This window comes from Nocardioides sp. P86, from assembly GCF_023712465.1.
Classification (GTDB): domain Bacteria; phylum Actinomycetota; class Actinomycetes; order Propionibacteriales; family Nocardioidaceae; genus Nocardioides; species Nocardioides kribbensis.
On the sequence record NZ_JAMAYE010000002.1, the window covers coordinates 400,900 to 421,474 of the forward strand.

The window sequence follows — 20,575 nt, forward strand, 5'->3', positions numbered from 1 at the left end:
GACGGCTCAGTGCCGGGCGGCGAGGGCCGCGTCAGGGGACATCGGAGCGGCAAGTACCGCGTCGAGGATCCGTCGTCCGGGAGCAGACCTCTTCAACAGATCCTCGTCGCGAGAGACGTGCTCCTGCAGGACGTGCCAGACGGCGCCGACGTTCACGCCGTTGCCCATCTGCTTGTAGGTGGCGGCCGGAGGCTGTGTTCCGAAATCGAACCACTCGGGAAGGCCCTGCATCCGCGCCGTCTCTCGGGGCGAAAGTCGCCGCTCCCGGGGACCGATGATGGAGGTCTGCGTGATCGCGACGAGCGCAGGCAGGTAGGTGGGGCGCTTTGCCCTGATGCCTGAGGGACGCAATTGCATCACGGTATCCCACAGGCGCGGTGTGTCCTGGGCCTGCCATTCAAGCTTCCGTCGGGACGCGGGGAACTTGTCGGTGTAGATCCCCCACTTGCGCGTCCACGGCTTGATCCAGTCCTCGTGCTCGATGAACAGCGCATAGTTCTTGGCGAGATGACCGGCCTTCCACTGCGGGAGCGAGGGGTCTGCTTCCATCAGCTCCCGGTAGTGGGGAGTCGACCCGAAGACACACCGCATAGACGACTTTGAACTCCAGACGTCGCTCCACGAGTCTGCCCAGATCGGCATCCCGGGCGGGCGCCGACCATCAGTTCGCTCGAACCACGTCTGAACGAACTCGTCCCAGGCATTGATCCAGAGCCGCTCGGAGTCGGTCAGGTTGCAGCCCGGAATGTTGTGGCTGTCGTCGAGCAGTTCCTCAAGGTGCCACGTCGCTGGCTCCCAACCGTCGACCGGCTGCCCGCTGATGATCGGCGGCTCGACGTCAAGGCCGCCGGTCAGTCCGTCCGGGTCATAGGTAGCCGTGATGAACACACGCTCGCGGACCTGCGGACGACCGCCGCGCTCTGGCGGCAGCAGGTGAGGCGAGAACACTGCCGGGACTTCGGACACTCGGTATCCCTCGTCTCGCAGAGTCTCGATGATGACCTGCCACTCGTGCCCATGTCGCGGACCCGCGAGGTTGCGCACATTCTCAAGCAGCACGACCTTCGGACGTCGCTCCTGAATGATCCGGAGGATGTTCCAGTAGAGGGTTCCGCGAGTCTCGTCCATGCCGCGCTGGGCGCCGGACTTCGAGAACGGCTGGCAGGGGAACCCCGCGGCGAGCACCTCGTGCGCCGGGACGTTCATGACGTCGTCGTTGGCGTCCTGGGTGATGTCACCGAGCGGGTTGCGTCCCCAGTTGCGCTCGTAGACCGACGCTGCCTTGGAGTCGACTTCGACGGCGTAGACGCACTCGCCACCGAGGGCGGACAGCGCTGCGTGGAATCCGCCGATGCCGGCAAACAGGTCAATGAAGCGGAACGCCGGCCCAGTCATGGCGCACAGCCTAGGCGCCGCCACCCCCCAGCTCGCGACGGCTCGCCGTCGAACATGCGTTCGGCCGACCTTGAGCGAACGGTACGACCACCGGGGCAGAGTCGACGTATGGCGGCCTACGAGTCATGGGCATCGAGCCCTGCGTCCCGCGCCGTCATGCAGTCCAACCGCCGCCGCGACACATCCCCCGAGTTGGCAGTCCGCCGCCTTGCACATGCCCGGGGTCTCCGCTACCGGGTCGACGTAAAGCCCCTTCCCGAGTTGAATCGGCGCGCCGATCTTGTCTTCACCAGACCCAAGGTCGCGGTCTTCATAGACGGCTGCTACTGGCACGGCTGTCCAGTGCACGGAACCGCCGCAAAAACCAATGCCGACTACTGGAGTGCGAAAATCAAGAGAAACCGTGAGCGCGACTCCGAGACAAACGAGCGACTCTCGGACGCCGGCTGGCTTGTACTGCGAGCCTGGGAACACGACGATCCCGAGAAAATCGTGGCGCGGCTCATTGAAGCCGTCCGCACTCGCTAGACGAGAAGTGGACGGCTCCAGCCTCGGGCCGGAGACCCGAGCGCCTAGCGCTCGGGCTTTTTGCGCTGCGAGCAACGCGATTGGACCGGACACATCGTGCAGACCTTCGCGTCGTCGACGCCGGGCGGCAGGAACTCACTACCCGCAGGCACAACGTCCGCTGGCTTCACCGAGGTTCCGCCATATGCCGCTTGGTACGCCCGATCTGCTGGACCCGTGCCGTTCTGCCCGCCGGCCAACGTGAGCAACCACTCCGGACGTGCACCACCTGACTTCTTCACCACCGACCGCGCCTGGGTGCTCCTACGTTGTCCGGTCGTCAGATGCGGCCATAGGTCGTTCGCCGTCACCGCAGCAGCAAGCCCACTCGCCAGACCGACCTTTTCCAAAGCACCTGCAAGGTTTCCATACAGCATGGTTTGCAGGAACTCGGGCCCGAAGCCAGCGCTCGGGCCGAGTGCCCACTGCAGTGCGAACCGTCGCGGGCACGCCTTTGCCGCCGCGACCGCTCGCCGGTCGAGCGCGGTCACCACGTCATCCAGGTCGCTCGCGGACACGAGCACCTCCCGCGGCACCGGGGTGCTCCCAATCTCCGGGCGGTCGGCGGCGCTCACCACCGGGGCCACGGCCATGCCCCCGGCGATCTGGCGGATCGCGAGATCGTCCACGTCCGGCAGGGTCAGCAGCGCCACCAGAGGTGACAGCCGGCGCCGGTCGGCGGCCACGTCAGACTGCCAACTCAGGGTGACGCTGCGGCCCGGGGAGGCCCCGTCGAGCGCAACCCAGAAGAGGTACAGATCGCCGAGAGCGCCGGTCGAGGCGCGGGTCGTCAGCATGGTGGTCACCACCGGCTGCACCACCTGATCGTCGGAGCGGAGCAGGTCTTCCACGTCGAACGGCCACCCGACCGCCGAGGTCCGGCTGGGGAACACGTCCTCGGCCAAGTTCGCCAGGTGCAGGTCCTCGGTGCTCCGCTCCAGCGCGAGCACGTCCAGTCCACGCAGTTCCTGGACCTGCGCGTCGTCGTCGCCCCCGTCGGGTTCGGTCTCCTCACGCGCGGTACTGGCCTCGCGCCCTAGCAGCATCGCCACCACGTCGACGAGCCCGGCGACGTCGATCTCGTCCTCGAGCTGGACGCTGAAGCCACGTAAGGTGTCCTCCAGCCTGTCCCGCTCCTCCTGCGCGGCGCTCGCCAGCGCACGACGGAGCTGGTCCCGGACCCGGCCCAGATGGTCGCCGAGCGTGATCCGCTCCCGCACCGTGATCTCCTCGACCAGGACAACCACCCGCCGGACCGCCCGCTCGATGCTGACGGCCTCCGCCACCGAGAGGTCCGCCCACGGCGCCAGGCGGGCCGGGTTCGCCGCAGCCGCCTTCAGCCGCTCGACGTCGGTCGTGCCATCCTCGCGGGCACCGAGCGGGGCGACCCGTTCGCGCACCGTCGTGGCGAGCAGCTCAGCGCGCTGGACCCACTGGTCGCCGGTCCGGCAGTCCTCGAAGTACGGAAGCGCCCGGCGCAGCACCGCGGCCCGGGGTGGCGCGGCCACGTCGAGAAACCCGGAGGTGACGATGTCGAGCATCGCACTTCCGTCAAGCTCGACCGAGGTCCGGCCACCGGTCTCCTGACGGATGCAGCCGTGCAGGCCCATCAGGAAGGTCCCGACCGGCAGCTGCCCCAGCCGGGCGTCAACGGGCTGGTGCGCACGACCGAGCCGCTGGGCCAGCCGCTCGACGTCCTTCGCCGCGGCGGCATACCGGATCCTGACCGGCGTCTCCGCGGCCTCGCCCCCGGGAGCGGACTCCCCGGCTGCTGCTGGCGCTGCCGCACGTTCGGCCGCGTGCCGTTCGTCCTCCTGCTGCCAAAGGCGGACCAGCTCCGTCGCGCTCCGGCACTCCCGTACGTCGAGCCCGGCGAGGGTGCCCGAGCCCTGGCCGGTGAGCACTCCGCGGAAGTCAGCGGCCAAACCCGTGACCGTCTCCGCACCAGCGATCAGTCTCGGCACCGGCATGTTGAGCTCGGTGCAAAAGTAGTGTCGCCACGACTTGAACGCGGGGTTCGTGCCGTCGTCGTGGACGACGAACACCTGGTCGACCTCCGGAAGCGCCCGCAGCAGTTGGAACATCGCCCACTGGGGCGGGGTGTAGAAGTAGAAGCCGTGGTGGACCAGGGTCCACCGCTCCTGGTCACCGAAGGCGGTGCGCAACGCGGAACGCAGCGCGGCCGCCACCTTCGTGCCGTCCGGCGTCGCGTCGTGGGTGAGGTCGTCCGGCTCGACCCAGAGCAGGTCGCGTGGGGTCCTCAGCGCCTCGAGGTTGTCCTCGGCGAACTCCCAAGCCCGGGCGGCCACCTGGCCGAGGACGTCCCTGGCCTGGAGCCCGCGCGGGTCGACCCCGGCGTTCACCAACGCGTGCACAGTGCGGGCAAACTCCCGGCGCGAGGCGACCAGAGCGCGGCCGCTGGGGTTGTCGGCTTGCTCGCGGACAAACTGACGCAGCAGGTCATCGACCTGGATCCCGATCCGGAGCCGCCGCGACTTCGCCTTCGTCTGCCATGCCCCGACCTGGTCGTTGTACGCGCGCCGGTCCTGCCCGAACGCTGCCGGCCCGGGGAAGTCGTCCAGCGGCAACGCCAACGCGCCGGGCAGGCCCGGCAGCACCAGGAGGTCGACCAGGGTCGCCACCGGCAAGGCCAGGGCTCCCGAGTCCCGGATCCCCCGGGTAAGCGTGGTAGTCGCGGTGACGTGGGAGACCGAGTCCCAGCGCCGGTCCATCGTGCCGAGAACCCGCTCGATCTCTCCCTTGCTGACCCGCGGCAGCGCGACCGCGCCGAAGACCCCCATCAGAGCACGCCCTCGATCAGCTCGGCCCAACTGCGCGGCGGTCGGTGCGTCTGAGCCTTGGGATCGATGAACACGATCAGCTCCTCCCGAGCACGGGTCAGCGCGACGTACAGCAGGCGGGTCTCCTCGCGGGTGGTGTCGAGCGCGTCGACCACCCAGTCTGCGGCCCGGGCCAATGGCACGTTGGTGGCCGGGCCGGATCTGGAGGGTCGCCAACGCCACAGCAGCCGAGGCTTCTCCCCGTGCGGCCGGAGCACGCTGACCTCGGTCCCCGTCGGCCACGATGGCGCGAAGGGCGAGGAGGTCCGCGGCACCAGCACCCGGTGGAACTGCAGACCCTTGGCCTTGTGCACCGTCAGCGCGACCACCTTGCCGTCGGTCTCGGCGTCCGGTTCGTCCTCGTTGTCGTTGGTCGCGACCTGCAGCCGCAGCCAGAACAGCAGCCGCTCCAGGGTGATCGCGCCGTCCCCGAAAATCGTGTCGACCTGGGTGATCAGGTGATCCAGGCACCGGCCGTAACGGGCCCGCTCTGCAGGATCCTCGTCCGGGACCGCAAACGCCTCGGGCTCGAAGGTGCGGGCGACCTCGACCACCCAGGCAAGCACGGGTACGTCGGCCAGCATGCCGCGCAGCGCCGCTAGCCGGCTCCGGAGCAGGTCCAGGTCGTCGCGTCGGAAGCTGCCACCCACGCCCACCGCGGCCACCCGGGCCGCCCACACGACCGGCGCCTCACTGGCCACACCCCACACCTCGTCCGTGACACCGGTCGGCGCCTTTCCCCATAGGACACCGGGCGCCCACCGCGTCTCGCACAGCTCCAGCAGCGCGGCATCGTCGTCCGGGTCAGCGACCGCTTCCAGGAAGACCCGCAGCTCCACCACGGCGGGTGTCTCGTAGAAGCCGCCGCCCACCCGGAGGTCGCAGGACAGCCCACGTGTGCGGATCGCAGCCTGGACGTCCTTCGCCTGACGGTTCGTCCTGCAAAGGATGCCGACGCTGTCGGTCGGGTGCTTGTGCCGCCAGGCGACCACCTGGTCCGCCGCCTTGCTGTCGGCGTTCTTCTTGGGGACCGAGGTGACGACAATCTCCTCGCTGGTGTCGGTGTCACGACGACGGGGCCGCAGCCGGTCAGTGTCGGAGTAGGCGAGGAGCTTGTCGCGGCCCCACTGCGCGAAGTACGGGTGCAACGAGCCGAGCAAGCGCTCCCCGGACCGGAAGTTCCGGGTGAGGCCGAAGTAGGACATCGGCGGCAGACCACGGCCGGTGACCCGGTGCGCCAGCTCAGCGAACGCGTTGCCTTCGGCACCGCGGAACCGGTAGATGCCCTGCTTGACGTCACCGACCACGAACAGCCGGCAGTCCAGGCGTTCCCGCAGCTCGAGCACCAGATCGATCTGCGCCGCGTCGGTGTCCTGGAACTCGTCGACGAACAGGTAGCGGTAGCCCCGCACGAGCGGCTCGGCCTGCTCCTGGAGCGCGGCGGTCGCAGACGGAACCAGCTGGTTGGTAGGCAGCGTCTGGTCCCGCAGCGACATCGCCCGCATCTCCCGGGCGACCTCCAGCACGACCTCCCGGGTCGTGTCCACGACGGACGTCTCCAGACCGGTCCCCGGCGCCTGCCCCCAGTCGACCGCGTCCTGGGCCGGCAACGCCCCCGCCCCAAGTCCGAAGAGGTCGATGCCGTTGTTCTCCAGGGCGTTCCAGACGTCTTGCACGTGGTCTAGCCACTCGTACGCCGCCGGCGCCTGGGGGTGCATGTCGATCATCGCGGTGAGCCGGTCCGACAGCGCCCGGTAGACAGCAGCACGAAACTCCATGGTCCGCATCACGACCCGGAACTCGGGCCCAAGCCCGATAGCCCCTGCTCCCGACGCGGTGATCCTCTTGGCCAGGGAATGGATCGTGACAATGTCTGCCGAGGCCAGCTGCAGCATCCAGGCGAGAGCAGGCAGTGCGCACCGCTGGCACAACCGCTGTCGCAGCAGCAACGTCCTCGCGATGCGCTGGCGCATCTCGGACGCAGATTCCTTGGTGAAGGTCACCAGGGCGATCTCGTCTGCACGCAGGTCGGTGGTCGTCGAGGCGTCACGGCCACGAGCGCTGCTGGTGGCCAGCAGGAAAACCACCCTCTCGGCCATCGTCTCGGTCTTGCCAGTGCCCGCTCCCGCGCGGACGACCACGTCGGCGTCCAGGGGCGCGTGCACGATCCTGTACTGGGCGAGGTTGACGTCGCCGCGGTCGTCGGCCGCCTCGACGGCGCGCCGGGCGTTCCCGGGCGCGCCGTCCAACTGACCGTCCACGACCCAGGCGGAGCACCCAGCTGCCTCCGGGACCGCCGCCCACTCCAGCATCCGGCTGTCCAGGAAGGCCTGGAGCTGGGTCGCCTCCATCGCGTCGGCGGGCAGCTCAGGAACAACCAGGAAGACCCTGATCCCGTAGTGCAGCAGCCCCAGGAGGTCCTCGACGTCGAGGTTGTCGAGACCGACCCGCAGCACGGAGTAGCGCGGTGCGAAGGGGATGCCGAGGTTCCGGCGCAGCACGTCGAGCGCGACCACGGGTTCACTGTCGAGCCAGTGCTCGTCGACCAGCTCAGGACCCTCGGCGAGCACCACCGCAGACGGAGTAGACGGCTCCTCCTGCGGAACCTGCTCCGTAGATTGCTCGGCGTGCGGGGCGGGGGTCGTACGGCGTCTCCGGGTGCGCAAAGTGCGCTCGACCGGCGCGAGCGTGCCGAGTACCTTCTCTAGCGCTGACTCCTCTGTCGGCGCCAACGCCTCCTCGTCACCCTCCTCCGGCAGCAGCGGGACCGCGTCGGCAACGACCTCGACCGGCGGTCCGGCTACCGTGAGCATCTCCGCGACCGGCCAGGACCAAGCGTCGACCAAGACTCCGCCGACCCCGCGGCGATTGTCGCGCGAGCCGACCTGCTGCAGCACCTCGATGTCGATCTGCAGCCAGCGACCTGGCGACGTGGCCGTCGGGGTCTCGTAGAGCACCACCCACACGTGCGTCGCGAACTCGGCGGCCTCGAGGTAGTTGCGGTAGGCGGCGTACTCCATCCAGTGCTCGCTCTGCCCGGTGAGCTGGTCTACGTCCGGTCGCGACCGGGTCTTGACCTCCCAGTACTCCGTGCCGACCTTGCTCGTGGCCAGCAGGTCGGGAGCGCGCAGCCACTTGTTGCCGATCTGGATCAGCGGAGCCGCGGAGTGCGCCGTGTTGTTGGTCGCGTCGGTCAACCGGGCGACCATCATTCCCTTGTCGCTCAGCCATTGCGCCCAGGCGTTCTCGCACCGCCGCCACAGGGCGTTCTCGTCCAGCACTACCGAACCTCTCAGGTTGACCCGCGTATCCCCATAACCCCTCGAGAAGTCTTTCACCTGAGTCCGCCGCGCCGTCCCCACTTGCACCAATTCCTGCGACCTCGTCAGATGTGTCGGAGGTGGCGGTTAGGGTCCAGGATCACCAGGACAAGGAGCAGGACATGAACGGATGGGCAGGCGGCGAGCGGGCAGTCGAGCTCGCACTCCAGTCCGTGGTGACCCACATCGCTTCGCACCTGCGCGACAGCTCGGTCATCAGGTCCAGGGTTGAGCAGGCCCTCGACGTCGCGATGCTCTCCCCTGACCTTCAGCCTCGGCTGCGGCTCGCGCTCGACCATGCGCTCGGCCAGGCCCGGATCCGGGTCGTGGAGGACCTAGTTGGGCTAGATCCCTGGCCGGGTATGCAGACCGCCAAGACCAGTCCCGGGCCTGCGGCGCCGCAGACTAATACTGATCCGGTGGCCACCGCCCGTCGTCGTCTCGATCTCGATCGGACCATGTCGTCGAAGAGACTGGCCAAAGTCATTCTGACTGCCGATGAGGAGGTTGGGCTGACCTTGATCGCTCGTCCCAGTGGCGAGCCGCTGAACCGGGGCGGGCTCGGCCTGCTCACCGGACAGGCGCGCACCGCGGCTGAGGCAATGGTCTTCCACAACATCGGGCTGGTGCATTCGATCAGCAGGGGCTACCTAAACCAGGGCCTGGAGTATGAAGACCTGGTCCAGAGCGGCATGGTCGGGCTCTTTCGGGCTGTTGAGCTTTTCGACCCGGCGTCCGGCAACAAGTTCTCGACTTACGCAACCCACTGGATCCGTCAGGCTGTCACCAGGAACCTGGCCAACGAAGGTCGGCTTATCAGGCTTCCTGTCCACATGTGGGAGCTCGTCCGCAAGGTCGTTATGACCCGGCAGCAATTGGCCGCGGAAGGGCGCGGGCCGTCTCGCCCTGATCTCGCCGCGGCGTGTGGTATCGCGGTCGCGAAGGTCGACCAGTGCCTCGCCCTCGCGCCCGGAGCGTTCTCGCTCGACATGTCCCTCGGCGAGGACGGCTTCACGCTCGGCGACGTCGTCGACGCCCAGCAAGACTCGCCTGAAAGCATTGAGATCCGTGGCCTCTTCGTCGAGGATGTCGAGCGTCTCCTCGGGTACCTGACCGAGAGGGAGGCAGACGTCGTCCGCCGCCGCTACGGCCTCGCCCCACACGACGAGATCGCGACCCTCGACGAGATCGGCAAGGTCTACGGAGTGACCCGCGAACGGATCCGCCAGATCGAGGCGAAGGCGATGACGAGGATCCGGGAGCGACTCGTCATCGAGGGCGTGCTCATCCTCGACTCTCGTGCCGCCTAACTGTAGATCCCTCAACTTCAGCGACCCCCGCGCATTCGGACGTCGCCACAACGCCTTGTGCAGTCAACAACGCCCCAGGCTTACCTGGCGTCTTACGTGTCGAAACCTGGAACCTGGCAGGACGCTGGAGCGATGACCATCGCGTCTTCCTCGAGGACCTGCGATGTGTCGTTCTCCTGCTGACGGAGGTCTCGGACCGAGTCGAGATACCCGCGATGACCGAGCACGTGGTCAAGGCGCAGATGGCACGAAGGCGCCACTGGGCGGGCATCTGGTCGCGTCACCCGCTGACGCCGCTCCCGGATCAGCACGGAGCGTCCGCGATGGCAGAGATCCTGGGCCGCCGCTTCTGCTCCTCGATCTTGCCGTGGAGATCCTGCGGCTCACGCGAGCCGTGGGCCGTGGGCCGTGGGCCGTGGGCCGTGGGCCGTGGGCCGTGGGCCGTGGGCCGTGGGCCGTGGGCCGGAGCGAACACTACCGAGCGCACCATCGACACCGTCGGCGCCATCCGGCAGGCTGCTCCCGACATCTGGGGCGGGGACTGGAACCATGCCCTGCACGGTCGCGAGTTCGCAGGATCAAAGGCCGGGCGTGATCACCTCCTGACGGCGCTCGCCGAGCTCGGCCTTCACGCCGCGACGACTGATGCGCCGCACCAGATCGAGGGTCTACGTTCTATCGACCACATCGCGATTCCAGCGACGTGGAGCACCCGCGTCGAGCACCACTCGGCTCTCCTCGACGAGGGCCGACTTTCTGACCACGATGCGTACGTGGTCGAGGTCATCGAGGCCTGATTCAGTCCGCACAGAGTCCGCAAGAAGTTCATAAACGTCCGTTCCGGACAGTCACTCCGGATCAGCGTTTTCGCAGGCCAGACGGCATTTTCCGCCGCTTTCCATCGACGGCAAATCACGCGAGAACCGGCCCCGGCCTACAGGCCAGCCCGTCCGCACCCCGGGGCCCGCTGCACCCCGGGGCCCGCTGCACCGCGAGTGCCCCTTCACCCCGGGACGCGGAGGTCCTAGGGTCGCGAGATGCCCAAGTTCACCTGGCTCCCGGCCTACCGCGCCTCCGCCGAGGACGTCGCGGCCGTGTTCGCGGCGGGCGGGGCGAGCAGGTGCCGCTGCCAGGGCCTGAAGGCGCCGGGCTGGATCTGGCGCGACACCACCCAGGAGCAGCGGGAGGCGGCGCTGGTCGCACAGACCGCCTGCGGCACCGACGGCCCGACCTCCGGCCTCGTCGGCTACGTCGACGGCGAGCCCGCCGGCTGGGTCGCCGTCGAGCCGCGCGAGCACTACCCCCGCATCTGGAGCCGCAAGCAGCCCTGGATGCGTCAGGACCCCGAGCTGTCCGGCGTCTGGTCGGTGACCTGCTTCGTGGTGCGGTCGGGCTGGCGCAGGGCCGGTCTCACCTACGAGCTCGCCGCGGCCACCGTCGAGTACGGCGCGCAGGTCGGCGCCCACGTCCTCGAGGGCTACCCGATCGAGCCCGCCCCGGGGCGCACCGTCATCTGGGACGAGGCGTCGGTCGGGCTCCTCCAGGTCTTCGTCGAGGCCGGCTACGAGGTCGTCTCCTCCCCCACCCTGCGCCGCCGCGTCGTGCGGCACCGGCCGTCCGCCGGGGCCTGAGCCGAGACCGCGCCGCGTCCGGGGCGGGGCCGCGGCGCAGGGGGTTCCCGCACCACCCCGGGGGGCCTCGCGCACGAGACGGCGTCCGTGCTTGGGTGACCCATGACCAGACCCCGCGTGCTCGCGATCGTCCAGGCCGGCGGCGCCGGTGGGCGCATGGACGTGCTGACCCGGGAGCGCGCCAAGCCCGCGCTGCCCGTGGCCGGTGTCCTCCAGCTCGTCGACTTCCCGCTGTCCAACCTCACCCACAGCGGCATCAGCGACGTGTGGCTCTCGGTGCAGTTCCAGGGCGGCACGCTCGAGGAGGAGGTCGCCAACGGACGCCCGTGGGACCTCGACCGCACCCGCGGCGGCCTGCGGCTGCTCATGCCCGAGGAGGGCACCGGCAGCCTCGACGAGGAGGGCTTCGCGCGGGGCAACGCCGACGAGCTCTACCGGCTGCGCCACCATGTCGCCGGCTTCGGCGCCGACGTGCTGCTGGTGATGAGCGCCGACCACGTCTACACCTACGACTACGCCGAGCTCGTCGCCGCCCACCTCGACCGCGGCGCCGAGTGCACCCTGCTCACCAGCGAGGTCGACCCCTCCGAGGCGGGCGACCACGGGGTCGTCGAGGCCGACGACGACGGCCTCGTCACCGGCTTCGCCTACAAGCCCGACGAGCCCGTGACCTCCGTGGTCTCGACCGAGGTCATCGCCTACGACCCGGTCGTGCTGGTGGCGGTGCTCGAGGAGCTGCACCGCGAGCTCGGCGCCGACAGCCCGGCCGGCGACTCCGGGCTCGACGACTTCGGCGACCACCTGGTGCCGCGGCTGGTGGAGCGGGGCCGCACCCGGGCGCTGGCCCTCGACGGCTACTGGCGCGACCTGGGCGAGCCCCACAAGTACCTGCGCACCCACCACGACCTGCTCCTCGACGACCAGGGGGTGCTGGGTCGCGCCGACTGGCCGATCCTCACCCGCCAGCCGCAGCGCTCGCCGGCGCGGCTGCGCGACGGCGCCGACGTCGTCGACAGCCTCGTCTCCCCGGGCTGCCAGGTCGCGGGGTCGGTGCACCGCAGCGTGCTGGGGCCCGGGGTGGTCGTCGAGGAGGGCGCGATCGTCACCGACAGCGTGCTCTTCGCCGACTCCGTGGTCGGTGCCCGCAGCGCCGTGCACGACGCCGTCGTCGACGTGCGCTGCCGCGTCGGCGTCGGCGCCATGGTCGGGGCGCCCCGCGAGACGGCCTCGCGGCCCGACCCCGAGCACGTCGTGCTGCTCGGCCGCGAGTGCACGGTCGGCGAGGGCGTGGTGCTCGAGCCCGGTGCGCGGCTGGAGCCCGGCACCACCGCCTGAGCGCACCGCCCCGACGTACGTCACACTGCTCACCTGCCGCCGACCGGCGGCGCCGACGGAAGGAACCCCATGGCCACCTACGACGCCGACCTGCAGGCCGCGGTCGACTCCACCTCGGTCGCCTACGCGACCGGCCAGACCGAGCTGCTCGACTACCTGCGCGGCGAGCTGGCCCAGCGCGACATCGAGACCTCCGACGAGGACTGGCTGCACCGCATGGTCGAGGGCATCAAGGCCGACCGCGGCTTCATGATCGACAGCGAGCCGTCGGACTACGAGCGCCCGCGCCGAGACACCTGAGCCCCGTCGGGAGGCTTCTGACCGGGTCCCCGGCCAGAAATACCCGATCGGAGGAGTGATCGCCCCCGCGCGCTGGGGAGAGTAGGACCCACGGCCCCCCGGGTGGCTGCGACGCGGCTCGCGTTCCCCCGGCACGAGACGCGGCAGACCCGGGGGCCGGCCCTCCTCGCCCCACGACGCTCCCGCGACGGCGCCGCTCACTCCACCAGCGCGAACCCGACGCTCCCGGTCGCCACGTCGGCGCTCTCCAGCCTGACCCGTACGTCGGCCCCGAGCGGCAGCTCGCCCGCCGCCGTGACCGTGGCCTCCACGGCGGGGTCGGCCACCACGACGGTGCCCCGGTGGCCCTCGTCGTCGACCGAGACGACCACGCCGGCCATGTCCTCGCCCACGCGCCCGGCCAGCACCCCGGCCTCCACCAGGTCGAGCACCGCCCGCTCGTAGCGGCCGGCCAGCTGGCCCGAGCGCTGCAGCGTGCGCGGCAGCTCGTGGAGCTCGGCCAGCACCCACGCGGGCACGTCCTCCCCCGCGCACAGCGCGACGCACACCTCCCCGGCGTACCGGTCGCCCAGGCGGCGCAGCGGCGCCGTGACGTGGGCGTACTCCGAGGCCAGCGCCGCGTGCTGCGGGTCGGCCGGCACCTCGCCGTCGAAGCCGACGTAGCCGCTGCCGCGCAGCAGCCGGGTGCAGGCCACGACCATCGCGGCGTGCGCCGGCAGCGACGGGTCGAGGGAGCGGACGAAGTCGGGGTAGAGCTGCTCGGCGGGCCACTCGACGCCCAGCGCGCGGGCGGTGCGGTGCAGCCGCTGCACGTCGCGCGGGTCCGGCGGCGGCAGCGTGCGCAACAGGCCGACGCGGCCGTAGACCATGAGAGCGGCGGCCGCGAAGCCGGTGAGCAGGGAGAGCTGGGCGTTCCACTCCTCCACCGGCAGCTGCCGGCGGAACTCGAGGCGCCAGGTCTCGCCGTCGACGTCGACCTCCTGCTCGGGCAGCGGCAGCGACACCCCGCCGCGCGCGGCCTCGCGTGCCAGGCGGATCGGGCCGAGCTCGGCCAGGACCCGCAGCGAGTCGACCGCGCTGCCGTCGTCGATCGCGGCCTGGGCCTGCTCGTAGGACAGCTGGGCGGTCGAGCGCACCCGGGCCCGCTCGACCACGACGTCGGTGCGCTCGCCCTCGGCGCTCAGGGTGATCGTCCACAGCAGCGCGGGCCGCACCTGCCCCGGCAGCAGGGAGGCGGCGTCCTCGCTGAGCACCCGCGGGTGCAGCGGCACCTTCGCGTCGGCGGCGTAGAGGGTCTCGCCGCGGCGGTGGGCCTCGACGTCCACGGGGTCGCCGGGGGTCACGAAGGCCGCGACGTCGGCGATCGCGTAGTGCACGACGAAGCCGCCGTCGTCGCTGCGCTCGAGGTGCAGCGCCTGGTCGAGGTCGCGCGCGCCCTCGGGGTCGATGGTCAGCAGCGGCAGGTCGGTGCGGTCGAGGTCGGGCAGCCGGGGCGCCGCGGCCGCGCGCGCGGCGGCCTCCTCGACCTCGGCCGGGAAGGCCTCGGTGACCTCCAGCTCCTCGCGGATGCGGTCGATCCCGGCGCGCAGCCGGGTCGCGGCCACCCCGTCGTCGGAGGAGCGGACCCGGACCACGCGGTTGCTGGGCATGCAGGCACCATAGCGACGTGCTGATGCTGCTGCCCCCCAGCGAGGGCAAGACCGCGCCGCGGCGTGGCAAGCCCCTCGACCTCGGGTCCCTCTCCTCCCCCTCGCTCACCCCCGCCCGCGAGCGCGTCGTCGACGCCCTGGTCGCCCTGTGCGAGGGCGACCCCGAGGCGGCGGCCCGCACCCTCGACGTCGGCTCCACCCAGCTCGACCTCGTCGACCTCGACCGGCGCCTGCGCGAGAGCCCCACGGCGCGCGCCGACCAGGTCTACGCCGGGGTCGTCTACGACGCGCTCGACGCCCCCACCCTCTCCCCCGCCGCCCGGCGCCGCGCCGCCACCCGGCTCGCGGTCGTCTCCAGCGTCTTCGGCCTGGTGCGGCCCGCCGACCGGATCCCCGCCTACCGGCTCTCCGGCGGCACCTCGCTGCCCGGCCTCGGCCCCGTCGCCGGGGTCTGGCGCGAGGCGCTGGGCCCGGCCGTGCTCGACGCCGTCGGCGACGGCCTGCTCGTCGACCTGCGCTCCTCGACGTACGCCGCCTTCTGGCGCCCCTCACCCGAGGAGGCGCGCCGCGTGGCCACCGTGCGCGTGCTCCACGAGGTCGACGGGGTGCGCAAGGTGGTCAGCCACTTCAACAAGGCCACCAAGGGCCGCCTCGTGCGCGGGCTGCTCGAGGACGGCGCCAACCCCCGCACCCCGGCGCGGCTCGCCGAGGCGCTGCAGGACCTCGGCTGGACCGTCGAGCTCGGCGACCCCGGACCCCAGGGCACCCGCCTCGACGTGGTCGTCGCCGCGCTCTGACCGGCCGCGAGCCCACCGGGGGCCGGTGCCGCTGCGCCGGGAGACCGTGGGGCTCGCCCGTCGCCCCCTGCGTCCAGGGCTCACGGTCACGCGTGCGGTCGGCGCGGTGCACGGTGCACGGTGCACGGTGCCGCTCGCACGGCGCTCGGTCGGCCGCTTCCGTCGGATGCCGACGGGGTGCTCGGAGGCGAGGTCGGCCGGTCACCCGACGGGGCGCTCGGCAACGTGCCCGACCGGCGAGAGCTCCAGCCGCTCGACGAGTCGCTGGCGCCCCGCGGGGGTGAAGCAGGACTCGCGCAGCAGCGCGGTCCACGCGCGCACCGCCGCCGGGTCGTGCTCGCGCCCCAGGGCCAGGTCGACGTCGCGCACCACGGCGCCGGGCCGCCCGACGAGGTCGCCCGAGGTGTAGGCGCGGCGCGACCACCCGGCGCGGGCCAGGCGGCGGTCGCGGCGCAGGTCGTCGGCGTGCTGGGGCGCCTCGCGGTGGTGGGCTCCGTCGTACTCGTGCAGCACCGTCGTGCCGACCAGCCACAGGTCGCCGCGGGCGACCAGGCCGGAGTCGTCGCGCACCTCGTGCTGGCTCGCGACCTCGGCCCCGCACACGTGGTGCAGCACCCGCAGGACGCTCTCCCACACCGACTCCGCCCCGGCGTCGGCCAGCGAGGCGTCGCGACGCAGCGCCGGGAGGCCCCGGCGCCCGGTGAGGTCCGCGAGCCCGTCGAGGCAGGAGGCGTCCTCGCGCAGCGCGGCGTCGACGAGGACCACCAGGTCCAGCAGCGCGAGGTCGCACGCGCGCGCCAGGAGCACGTCGAGCGCGGGCGCCACCCTCAGTCCGCGCACGTCCTCGACCCGCGGCCGCGCCAGGCGGATCGTGCGCAGCCCGGGGCGGGCCGGACGCACGTCACGCCGGCCCATGCAGACCACCACCGGCAGACCGGCGGGGAGCGGCGGCAGGGACCAGCCCCGCGCCGCGGCGCCGGTGAGATGGGTCAGGCCGCCCGACGGCGGCACCAGCAGCAGCCACGCGGCCAGCTCGTCGTCGTCCCCGGCCGACACCGGCACGTGCAGGCCGTGCGCCACCTGACGCCACCCGACCCCGCGCCGGCGCCCCCGCACGGCCCCGGCGTCGGGCTCGTCGGGACCGTCGGGGGCGGGACCGCTCGCGAGGCTGGACACCCCCGGATCCTGCCCACTCCGAGCCCGTCGTCCCCGTCCACGGCGGCACCCTGTGGACGAGCACCCGGACGTGGCGTCGTACGACGAGCCCACGCCCCTCCGACCTGGCGTCTGCCGCCATTTCCCGCACGCTGCCGATCCGGCGCTCACCGCCAGCTCCCCGCGGGCCGTCAACCCGGTGGCGGCGGCCACCACCAGCCACCCGGCGCCGCGACCCGCAGCGGACCCGGCCGCACCCCCGACACCCGGACGACGGGTGACCCGGCGCCCCGTCCACGCAGAAGTGGCGGCAAACGACAGGCCCACGCCCCTGCGACCCGTCGTCTGCCGCCACTTCACACGCTGCCGACCCGGTAACGGCGGCGACCACCACGACCCACCCGGGGTCGAGAGGCCCGGCAGGGAGCTCAGCCCCCTCGGCGCAACCACATCCTCCTCGATCAGCCAGCCGAACAGTCACCCAGAAGTGGTGGCGAACGACAGTCCAACGCCCCTCCGACCTGCCGTCTGCCGCCACTTCTTGCGGGCCTCCGACCTGGCGTGTGCCGCCAGGTCCCCGCGGGCCATCAACCCGGTGGCGGCGGCCACCACCAGCCACCCGGCGCCGCGACCCGCAGCAGGACACGGCCCGCACCGCCGCGACCCGGACGACGTCCGACCGGCGGCCCCGCCCACGCAGAAGTGGCGGCAAACGACAGGCCCACGCCCCTCCGACCCGTCGTCTGCCGCCACTTCCCACACGCTGCCGACGCGGCAACAGCGGCGGCCACCACCAGCCACCCGGCGCCGCCACCCGCAGCAGGACCCGGCCGCACCCCCGACACCGGACGACAGTCGACCCGGCGGCCCCGCCCACGCAGAAGTGGGGGCAAACGACAGGCCCACGCCCCTCCGACCTGCCGTCTGCCGCCACTTCCCACACGCTGCCGACCCGGCAACATCGGCGACCACCACGACCCACCCGGGGCGAGACGCCCCGGCAGGTAACTCGGCCCCGCCGCACCACCTCACCCTCGACAGCCGACCCCGACGCCTGCCGCCCAACAGTGGCGGCAGACGACGGGCCACAGCCGGCGGCGCCCGCGCCAGCGGCTACCAGCGACCGGGGTCGAGGCTGGCCTGGTCGCCGGGGGGCAGGGCGTTGTAGAGCCGCATCGAGCCGCGGGGGGCGGAGGGCTCGTCCCCGGGGTAGAACGACAGCACCGAGATCGACGCCGGCGAGAGCTCCATGCGGAAGACCGCACCGAGGGGCGCGTCGACGGCGTGCGCGACCAGCGTCTTGATCGGCGTCACGTGGCTGACCACCACCACGGTGCGCCCGGCGTGCTGCTCCAGCACCCGACCGAGACCGGCGAGCACCCGCTCCTGCACCACCGCGAAGGACTCCCCGCCGGGCGGCGGCACGTCGAGCGAGCCGAGCCAGGCGTCGAGACCGGACTGGTCGCGCTCGGCGACCTCGGCGAAGGTCAGGCCGTCCCAGGCACCGAACTCCATCTCCGCGAAGCCGGCCTCGGTCTCGACCGGGAGGCCGAGCCGCTCGGCGACGATCGCGGCCGACTCCTGGGTGCGGCGCACCGGCGAGGCGACGACGGCGTCGACCCGGTCACCGAGCCCGCTGAGCCAGTCGGCGGCGGCGCGCACCTGGGCGCGGCCCTCCTCGCTCAGGCCGGGGTTGTCGCCGCCGAGACCGCCGGAGAAGCGCTTGGCCGCGGTGTGCGGGGTGACGCCGTGGCGCAGCAGCACGAGGGTCGTCGGCGGGCCGCCGGGGCCCGACCAGCCGCGCGCGGGTGCCGAGCGCTCGACCTCCTCCACCAGCGACTCGTCGTGCTCCTGGGCCGGCGCCCCCGCCCCGGCGTACCCCGGAGCCACGGTGACGCCGTCGCGCCGACCGTCGAGCGCCTCGTTGGCGAGCCGGTCGGCGTGGGCGTTCTGCCCCCGCGGCACCCAGGTGTACGTCGTGCCCGCCGGTGCCAGCGTCCTCGCCTCGGCCGCCAGCGGCACCATGTCGGGGTGCTTGATCTTCCAGCGCCCCGACATCTGCTCGACGACCAGCTTGGAGTCCATCCGCGCCTCGACCGTGGCGTCGGGCGCGAGGTCGCGGGCGAGGCGCAGGCCCGCGATCAGTCCGGAGTACTCCGCGACGTTGTTGGTGGCCACCCCCAGGCGCGCGGCGTCCTCGGCGACGACCTCGCCGGTGTCGGCGTCGGTGAGCACGGCGCCGTAGGCCGCCGGCCCGGGGTTGCCCCGCGAGCCGCCGTCGGCCTGCACGACCACCCGGCGGGGCGCCGGCGTGGGAGCAGCGGTCACAGGCCCGACTCGGCGGTGCGCACGAGGATGCGCGAGCACTCCTCGCAGCGCACGACGGTGTCGGCGGGGGTGGAGCGGATGACGGCGATCTCGGCGTTGTCGATGCCGAGCTGGCAGCCGGTGCAGCGGCGCTGGTGCAGCCGTGCGGCGCCCACGCCGCCCTTCTGGGTGCGCAGCTTCTCGTAGAGCGCCAGCAGGTCCTCGGGCAGGCCCTCGACCGACGGGCCGCGCTGGGCCTCGACGTCGACGAGCTGGGAGTCGATGACGCCGGCCTTCTCGTCACGCGCCTCGGTGAGCGTGGCCAGGCGCGTGTCGATGGTCTCGACCTGGGCGGTGAGCGAGTCGAGGGTCGCCTGGGCCTGCTCGAGGCGCTCCATGACCTCCAGCTCGTCGTCCTCGAGGCTGGCGATGCGGCGCTCGAGGGAGGTGAGCTCGTGACCCATGCGCTCGAGGTCCTTGGGGTTGGTGATGAGCCCCTGGTCCATCCGGTCGCGGTCGCGGGTGCGGCGGGCCTTGACCTGCTCGACGTCGGCGTCGACCTTGGCCTGCTCGGCCTGCAGGTCGTCGACCACGATCCGTGCGTCGCGGGCCTGGTCGTCGAGCTGCTTGCGCTGCGTGGTGAGGTCGGCGATGTCGGCCAGCTCGGGCAGGTGCGAGCGCAGGTGGCGCAACTGGTCGGCGCGGGCGTCGAGCTCCTGGAGGTCGAGGAGCTTCAGCTGGGCGGACGGGTCGGCTTTCAGGGGGTGCTCCTGGTGTCGGGACGCTCCGTGCGGAACGTCCAGGGGTCGGTCGATCGCGTGCTGACGCGGGTCTCCACCGTATCGCCCAGCGCCGCGCGCAGACGCTTCTCCAGCACCGGCAGCCAGGTCCACTCCGCGGCCCAGTGGGCCACGTCGACCAGGGCCGGGCCGTCGTGCTCGAGGAACTCCCCGGCCGGGTGGTGGCGCAGGTCGCTGGTGACGTAGACGTCGGCGTCGCTGCCGCGCACCCGGTCGAGCAGGAAGTCGCCGGCCCCGCCGCACAGCGCGACGCGGCGTACGACGCGGTCGGGGTCGCCGGCGACCCGCACGCCCTGGGCCGTGGCCGGCAGGGCCCGGGCGACGACGTCGGCGAAGTCGCGCAGCGTCGTCTCGGCCACCGTGCCGATCCGGCCGGTGCCGGTGAGGCCGACGCCGGCGTCGACGATCTCGGCGACGTCGTAGGCGACCTCCTCGTAGGGGTGCACGGCCAGCATCGCCCCGACCACCTCGGAGCGACGGCTGCGCGGCATGACGACCTCGATGTTGACCTCGGAGGTCACCTCGAACTGGCCCACCGTGCCGATGGCCGGGCGCGCGCCGGGCAGCGGCCGGAAGCGCCCCTCGCCCACGGAGGAGAACGACGCGTGCTCGTAGGCCCCCACCGACCCGGCGCCGGCCTCCGCCAGCGCGGCGCGCACCCGGTCGGCGTCGGCGGCCGGCACGTAGACGGTGAGCTTGTCCAGCGGGGCGGCGGGCGCGGGCAGGACCGGGCGCAGGTCCTCCAGGCCCAGCGCGAGCGCCATCGCCTCCGAGACCCCGCCCGCGGCCTGGTCGGCGTTGGTGTGGGCGGCCAGCAGGGCGCAGCCGCCCCGGGCCAGGGTCATCAGCGTGCGCCCCTTGGGCGTCTCGGTGGTGAAGCCGTGCACGCCCTGGAGGAAGAGCGGGTGGTGCACGACCAGCAGGTCGGCGCCCCAGGCGACGGCGTCCTGCGCCACCTCGAGCGTCGCGTCGACGGCCAGCATCACCCGGGCCACGGGCTGTGCGGTGTCACCGTGCACGAGGCCGACACGGTCCCAGTCGTTGGCCGTGGCCGGCGGGTACCACCCGTGGAGCAGGTCGACGACGTCGCGCAGGGAGAGGGGCGAGTGCATGGGCGGGAGGCTATCCGGCGTACGCCCGGTGACGGGCATCCGACTCCTGTGCGACCG

Annotated in this window: 15 protein-coding genes; 7 read left to right on the forward strand and 8 right to left on the reverse strand. The window is 72.1% G+C overall.

Annotated features, from left to right (window positions below):
- Nucleotides 1-6: 6 nt before the first annotated feature.
- Nucleotides 7-1,395, reverse strand: coding sequence for a DNA cytosine methyltransferase (locus M3673_RS09455; RefSeq protein ID WP_251533187.1), 1,389 nt, complete (start codon nt 1,393-1,395; stop codon nt 7-9).
- Between the two features lie 108 nt (nt 1,396-1,503).
- Between M3673_RS09455 and M3673_RS09460 the strand changes: the two genes are divergently transcribed.
- A complete protein-coding gene (locus M3673_RS09460) occupies nt 1,504-1,923 on the forward strand; it encodes a very short patch repair endonuclease (RefSeq protein ID WP_251533189.1) in 420 nt (139 codons plus the stop codon).
- A gap of 44 nt (nt 1,924-1,967) precedes the next feature.
- On the opposite strand, the gene M3673_RS09465 is transcribed toward M3673_RS09460, so the two are convergent.
- Together M3673_RS09465 and M3673_RS09470 are read right to left on the reverse strand one after the other, a co-directional pair.
- Nucleotides 1,968-4,763, reverse strand: coding sequence for a hypothetical protein (locus M3673_RS09465; protein ID WP_251533191.1), 2,796 nt, complete (start codon nt 4,761-4,763; stop codon nt 1,968-1,970).
- A complete protein-coding gene (locus tag M3673_RS09470) occupies nt 4,763-8,083 on the reverse strand; it encodes an ATP-dependent helicase (RefSeq protein WP_251533193.1) in 3,321 nt (1,106 codons plus the stop codon). Before M3673_RS09470 ends, M3673_RS09465 begins: the two co-directional genes overlap by 1 nt.
- A 161-nt stretch (nt 8,084-8,244) precedes the next feature.
- Between M3673_RS09470 and M3673_RS09475 the strand changes: the two genes are divergently transcribed.
- From M3673_RS09475 to M3673_RS09495, 5 genes are all read left to right on the forward strand, one after another.
- The gene (locus M3673_RS09475) at nt 8,245-9,432 is read left to right on the forward strand and encodes an RNA polymerase sigma factor RpoD/SigA (protein ID WP_251533195.1); all 1,188 of its coding nucleotides are present in this window, start codon (nt 8,245-8,247) and stop codon (nt 9,430-9,432) included.
- 215 nt (nt 9,433-9,647) lie between these two features.
- Complete coding sequence (locus M3673_RS09480; RefSeq protein WP_251533197.1) at nt 9,648-10,229, forward strand: endonuclease/exonuclease/phosphatase family protein; 582 nt, start codon at nt 9,648-9,650, stop codon at nt 10,227-10,229.
- Between the two features lie 240 nt (nt 10,230-10,469).
- The gene (locus M3673_RS09485) at nt 10,470-11,063 is read left to right on the forward strand and encodes a GNAT family N-acetyltransferase (protein WP_251533199.1); all 594 of its coding nucleotides are present in this window, start codon (nt 10,470-10,472) and stop codon (nt 11,061-11,063) included.
- Nucleotides 11,064-11,165: 102 nt separating this feature from the next.
- A complete protein-coding gene (locus tag M3673_RS09490; protein WP_251533201.1) occupies nt 11,166-12,398 on the forward strand; it encodes a glucose-1-phosphate adenylyltransferase family protein in 1,233 nt (410 codons plus the stop codon).
- Between the two features lie 69 nt (nt 12,399-12,467).
- Complete coding sequence (locus tag M3673_RS09495) at nt 12,468-12,698, forward strand: hypothetical protein (protein ID WP_056864272.1); 231 nt, start codon at nt 12,468-12,470, stop codon at nt 12,696-12,698.
- A gap of 197 nt (nt 12,699-12,895) precedes the next feature.
- Here M3673_RS09495 and M3673_RS09500 read toward each other — a convergent pair whose 3' ends face one another.
- Nucleotides 12,896-14,347, reverse strand: a complete 1,452-nt coding sequence (locus M3673_RS09500; RefSeq protein ID WP_251533203.1) for an RNB domain-containing ribonuclease — start codon at nt 14,345-14,347, stop codon at nt 12,896-12,898.
- Between the two features lie 23 nt (nt 14,348-14,370).
- Between M3673_RS09500 and yaaA the strand changes: the two genes are divergently transcribed.
- Nucleotides 14,371-15,144 (forward strand): peroxide stress protein YaaA, encoded by a 774-nt coding sequence (yaaA, locus tag M3673_RS09505; protein ID WP_251533204.1) that lies wholly within the window; start codon nt 14,371-14,373, stop codon nt 15,142-15,144.
- A 201-nt stretch (nt 15,145-15,345) separates the two neighbouring features.
- Here yaaA and M3673_RS09510 read toward each other — a convergent pair whose 3' ends face one another.
- From M3673_RS09510 to M3673_RS09525, 4 genes are all read right to left on the reverse strand, one after another.
- The gene (locus M3673_RS09510) at nt 15,346-16,320 is read right to left on the reverse strand and encodes a hypothetical protein (RefSeq protein ID WP_251533206.1); all 975 of its coding nucleotides are present in this window, start codon (nt 16,318-16,320) and stop codon (nt 15,346-15,348) included.
- A gap of 1,092 nt (nt 16,321-17,412) precedes the next feature.
- Nucleotides 17,413-18,627 carry a bifunctional RNase H/acid phosphatase gene (locus M3673_RS09515; protein WP_251533208.1) on the reverse strand — a complete coding sequence of 405 codons (1,215 nt, stop codon included), beginning with the start codon at nt 18,625-18,627 and terminating at the stop codon, nt 17,413-17,415.
- The gene (locus M3673_RS09520; protein WP_251533210.1) at nt 18,624-19,298 is read right to left on the reverse strand and encodes a zinc ribbon domain-containing protein; all 675 of its coding nucleotides are present in this window, start codon (nt 19,296-19,298) and stop codon (nt 18,624-18,626) included. Before M3673_RS09520 ends, M3673_RS09515 begins: the two co-directional genes overlap by 4 nt.
- 65 nt (nt 19,299-19,363) lie before the next feature.
- Complete coding sequence (locus M3673_RS09525) at nt 19,364-20,518, reverse strand: Nif3-like dinuclear metal center hexameric protein (RefSeq protein WP_251533217.1); 1,155 nt, start codon at nt 20,516-20,518, stop codon at nt 19,364-19,366.
- Between the last annotated feature and the right edge of the window lie 57 nt (nt 20,519-20,575).